Source organism: Staphylococcus sp. CoH_129_LAB_1 (genome assembly GCF_058191515.1).
The window spans coordinates 1-4,098 of record NZ_JBXWKZ010000044.1; the positions used below are offsets into that span (position 1 = coordinate 1).

4 protein-coding genes and 1 pseudogene are annotated in these 4,098 nt (G+C 27.3%); 2 read left to right on the top strand and 3 right to left on the bottom strand.

All coding sequences use genetic code 11. The features are described from left to right. Positions 1 to 147: 147 nt before the first annotated feature. From AC2FB1_RS10520 to AC2FB1_RS10530, 3 genes and pseudogenes are all read right to left on the bottom strand, one after another. Positions 148 to 438: pseudogene (locus tag AC2FB1_RS10520) on the bottom strand (type II toxin-antitoxin system PemK/MazF family toxin); the annotation flags it as partial. A 142-nt stretch (positions 439 to 580) separates the two neighbouring features. After that, the gene (locus AC2FB1_RS10525) at positions 581 to 739 is read right to left on the bottom strand and encodes a hypothetical protein (RefSeq protein ID WP_015387289.1); all 159 of its coding nucleotides are present in this window, start codon (positions 737 to 739) and stop codon (positions 581 to 583) included. A gap of 1,396 nt (positions 740 to 2,135) precedes the next feature. Then, complete coding sequence (locus AC2FB1_RS10530; protein ID WP_423585954.1) at positions 2,136 to 2,627, bottom strand: hypothetical protein; 492 nt, start codon at positions 2,625 to 2,627, stop codon at positions 2,136 to 2,138. A 182-nt stretch (positions 2,628 to 2,809) separates the two neighbouring features. Here AC2FB1_RS10530 and AC2FB1_RS10535 point away from each other — a divergent pair, with 182 nt between their 5' ends. Together AC2FB1_RS10535 and AC2FB1_RS10540 are read left to right on the top strand one after the other, a co-directional pair. After that, on the top strand, positions 2,810 to 3,616 hold the full coding sequence (locus AC2FB1_RS10535; RefSeq protein ID WP_070853605.1) for a ParA family protein: 807 nt from the start codon (positions 2,810 to 2,812) through the stop codon (positions 3,614 to 3,616). A gap of 108 nt (positions 3,617 to 3,724) precedes the next feature. Next, positions 3,725 to 3,982 (top strand): ribbon-helix-helix domain-containing protein, encoded by a 258-nt coding sequence (locus AC2FB1_RS10540; RefSeq protein ID WP_015387292.1) that lies wholly within the window; start codon positions 3,725 to 3,727, stop codon positions 3,980 to 3,982. Positions 3,983 to 4,098 lie beyond the last annotated feature (116 nt).

A 4,098-nucleotide genomic window follows, 5' to 3' on the forward strand; every position in this document is an offset into this window, starting at 1 on the left:
AATAAAGAAGCCAGTAAATGAATTTATAATAAACTCATTTACTGGCTAATTTGTTAGAAATTATGTCCCAGCCTCTTATTTTTTTGACTTCGAATCATTAGAGAATCTAAAACACAAAAATGATTAGAGGGATTATCATTTTTAATTTCATAGATTTAATAAACTTTTCAATCTATCATTTACTTCTATTACCTTTTCAGTTGTCAATATATCAAAATGTCGATATGGACGAGCATGTATATCAACAGATTTAATTTGTTTGCAGTCGATAACACCATTTATATGTTGATTTTTAGTCTTCACTAATACATCTGTTGGGTATTGCTCATCGTATCTTTTTGTAATAGGAATAACCCAAGCAAAACCGGAAACCTTATTAAATTCAGTATCACTTATGACTAAACAAGGACGATAGTTTTCTTTTTCATTACCAATGACTGGATTAAAATCTCATTTAATTAAATCATATTGATTTACCATTATCCTATCCTGCTTCAACTTCAATATACGACACAATGCATCAGTGTTCATTGTTAACCTCTCCGCAATTTTTTTGATTTTGTTCTAACTCTAATTGAAATCAATATAATTTTTCGGTACTATCTAACATTAATTTGTTCAGTTGGCGTTCGCCACTTCGTAAACGTTGAATACTTGATGCCGTCACACCTGTTTTTTGATGAATATAATACGCAGATAAATCGCTATTTAGGAGTCTTTCAATTGTTTCGATAATCATATTAAATGAGTGAAACGTTTAGAAAATACTAAAAGTAAAAGATTATGAATAAGGCTAGGGCGATAACAGAAACACCTATCATATAGTTACAGAATGTTTTGATTTTGATTCGAGTAATTTTTGTCATTTTTATCACCTCATTTTATAGTTGAAGTAAGGGATGAGAATATCCCCCGATTACCTAATGAATATAACTTAATATTAGCTTGAATGTCAGTTGGCATGCAGTAAAGGAGATAGTGCTTTTTTATTGATTTTGAACATAAAAAAGATGACCATCGCAACAATCATCTCAAGTACACTCTTCACATATGTACCGCAATTTGATATTTATCTCCATATATGCAATTCATACTTAACGGACTTATATGGACGGCTGAGAGGGCTTAAAATTCAAATTCATTGTGGTTTTTTCTGCCGTCAACAATTTTATATATTTTAAACCGTGATTCGATTTTTCTGATGTCCTTAACCACATATTTGAGTATCTTTTCATTGATAGCTTTCATGTATACGTTTAACAAATATTAAATATCAGTATGAACGCAGTCACTAAATTCAAAAAGAATTAATAAAAGAGGGACTTATTGATGTTACTTCAAAAATGGATAAATAACGTCTTTACATCTACATGCCTAAAATCAAGGATCAACAATTCTATTATTATAATAAAGAAAAGAAATTCAACAAATACACATATGACCGTTTTATAGACGTATTGAACATCAAATCAAAGCATACACTAAAAAACATATTAATACCCTAATGAAACACAAGCTATTAATCGTGAGCAATGTAGGAACTACAATTTAAGATATAAATGTTGAACAAAATGAGTCAAAGAATGTAGATACTAAATTACACAATAATAAGAATAATTCATCTGATTCACACAATATGCATTTAGTAACACTATAAACATAATCAACTCTACGTAACAAATTATTGCCTTGACTTGAAGATTTGAAGAGTGAAATTGAAGAAATCTTAATCCGTGTAAATCGAAAATAGAAAATACACAATAAAACGATTACCAAAGTATATAATTATCTATTTATAAGTATTAAAGGAGCATTTACTCAAAGATACGAAGAAGATTATAACCAAGATGTTATTACAAAAAGTCCAAAAATGGCTTTATTTGGACATCCACAGAATATTGTGACTGCGCTAATTAAATCTATGATTAATAGATGATACAAGTTTTATATAAGACCTTGAGTTGCAGAAATAAAATGATTTATCTAAATTAATAATTTTTAATTGGAATATAGATGAGCACAAACATACACATCAATATGCTGATGTGTATGTTTGTGCGCTGTCCTTATTACTTTATTTAAAGGAAAACAGTATATAGTATTATTGAAACTAAGTAATACTAAAATATAAAGTCTTATATTTTGTTTACTGCTCTAATTATTTCTTCTTTTGTTAGATCAATAATAGACTGATATTTTTCTTTATTAAGATCTAGTTTGCTTATTTCAATTTCAATTTTTTCTAATTCTTCAATTATATACTCTCCTTGAGACAGTATTTTAGAGTATATAGCTATTTCAGATGGTTCTTTTTGTGTTTTAAAGGTGGATGCATCTTCATTTAATTCTTTTTCTAAAATAGTTGAAATATCATCGGTAATATTAATTTGCTGACTATTCCATTTCTGTAATCTGCCCTCTATGTAATTTTCCTTACGATATTGTGAAAGAATATTTACATCTATTCCAGCATCCCTAAATATATCTTCGGGTTCTTTGCCTTGATTATATTCTTCTACAGCTTTAAGTTTGAAATCATCTGTATAATATATGTTCTTACTAGTTACTTTATAAATATGAATATTAGACTCCAATTTTTGTCTAACCTCTTTGGGTAAAGTTGCCATTTTTTCTCCCTTTCTTTCTTTTTTTCTTTCTTTTTTATTTCATTACTATAAATTGGTTAAAGTTAAAAGTCAAAATATATATTTATATCATTAATAAAGAGAAGCGGATTTTCGACACACCTTCATACATATGTGTATAAATGTGTGTATATTTATGTTAAGATGGTAAAGGAGGTGTCCAAATGGAAATAATCACATTCGCAGCTGTTAAAGGTGGAGTAGGAAAAACAACATTATCCTATAATTTTTCTGGATATTTAGCTGACTTGGGATACAAAGTATTAATGATAGATTTTGATCACCAATGCAATTTATCTCAAATCTTAGGAATTTATGATCAAAAGAATACTGTCTTATCTATATTCGAAAAAATAGATGCACTACATATTGAAGAAAAAGTTAAGGTACACCGTATTAATAACAATATAGATCTTATCAGTGGATTTTTACGTTTAGATGAGTATGAGAAGCATATGAGTACCACAGATGGAAAAGACATGCAATTATATATGTGGCTAGATGATTACTATGAAGAATATAATATTGGTCAATATGACTATATTATTATTGATACACATCCTGATTTCAGTACATCAACAAGAAATGCAATTGTGGTAAGCCATAAAGTAATTTCTCCTAATAAGCCAAGTGGCTTTAGTGATGATTCAAATGCAAACATTTCATATCGTATTAATAAATTAAAGAAGGATTTAATTGACTTTAGGACACGAGAAAGTTATGTAACAGCTAAACTTTTTTTCGTTGGAAATATGGTCAAACATAATACTAAATCATCAATCAATTTTAAAAAAAGCATTGAAAATCAAGAAGATTATATAACTTATTTTCCTGATAAGGAATTAATTACACGCAGTGTTTTAGAAAAAAAGCCAATTGTATCATTTAAACAAGAACCTACAATATACTTAAAGGAAAAAAGTTTTTTTCAGCAATTTATAAATAGTTGTAAAGCTATTAAAGATGCTTGATTAATACAAATTAAAAAGAGTGCTTTAATTTGTAATTACATCAACACATGTATATACGTCAACATGTGTATGTTTATGTATATAATACATTATGAAAGGTGTTTTAAAATGGCATTTAATAAAAAAATAGATAGTAATAATCAAGAAAAGAATATAGAAAAAGCTTTAGAGAATGCAGTATCACCTAATACATCATATAAAAAAATAGAGATTAAAAAGGATAAAATTAAAGAAAAGAAAAAGAGATATCAATTTATGTTACAGCCTTCAGTTAGAAAAAAACTAGATGAGTTAGTTGAAGAAAATAATTATTCATCATCTTCAGAATTTTTAAATGAGATTATAAAACAATTATATGTAAACTAGTTTTACATATAATATTTCAGATAAATACAGGGGAAGTTAAGAAAACCCTATTAACAAAGAATTTGATTTGTTAATAGGGTTTATTTTTGTGTAAACACAAAAATAAACTTGTAAGT

Bases quoted from the DNA above. Each gene is read 5' to 3' on its own strand.
- AC2FB1_RS10540 (WP_015387292.1), top strand. From the start codon at position 3,725: ATGGCATTTAATAAAAAAATAGATAGTAATAATCAAGAAAAGAATATA.
- AC2FB1_RS10530 (WP_423585954.1), bottom strand. From the start codon at position 2,627: ATGGCAACTTTACCCAAAGAGGTTAGACAAAAATTGGAGTCTAATATT.
- AC2FB1_RS10525 (WP_015387289.1), bottom strand. From the start codon at position 739: ATGATTATCGAAACAATTGAAAGACTCCTAAATAGCGATTTATCTGCG.
- AC2FB1_RS10535 (WP_070853605.1), top strand. From the start codon at position 2,810: ATGGAAATAATCACATTCGCAGCTGTTAAAGGTGGAGTAGGAAAAACA.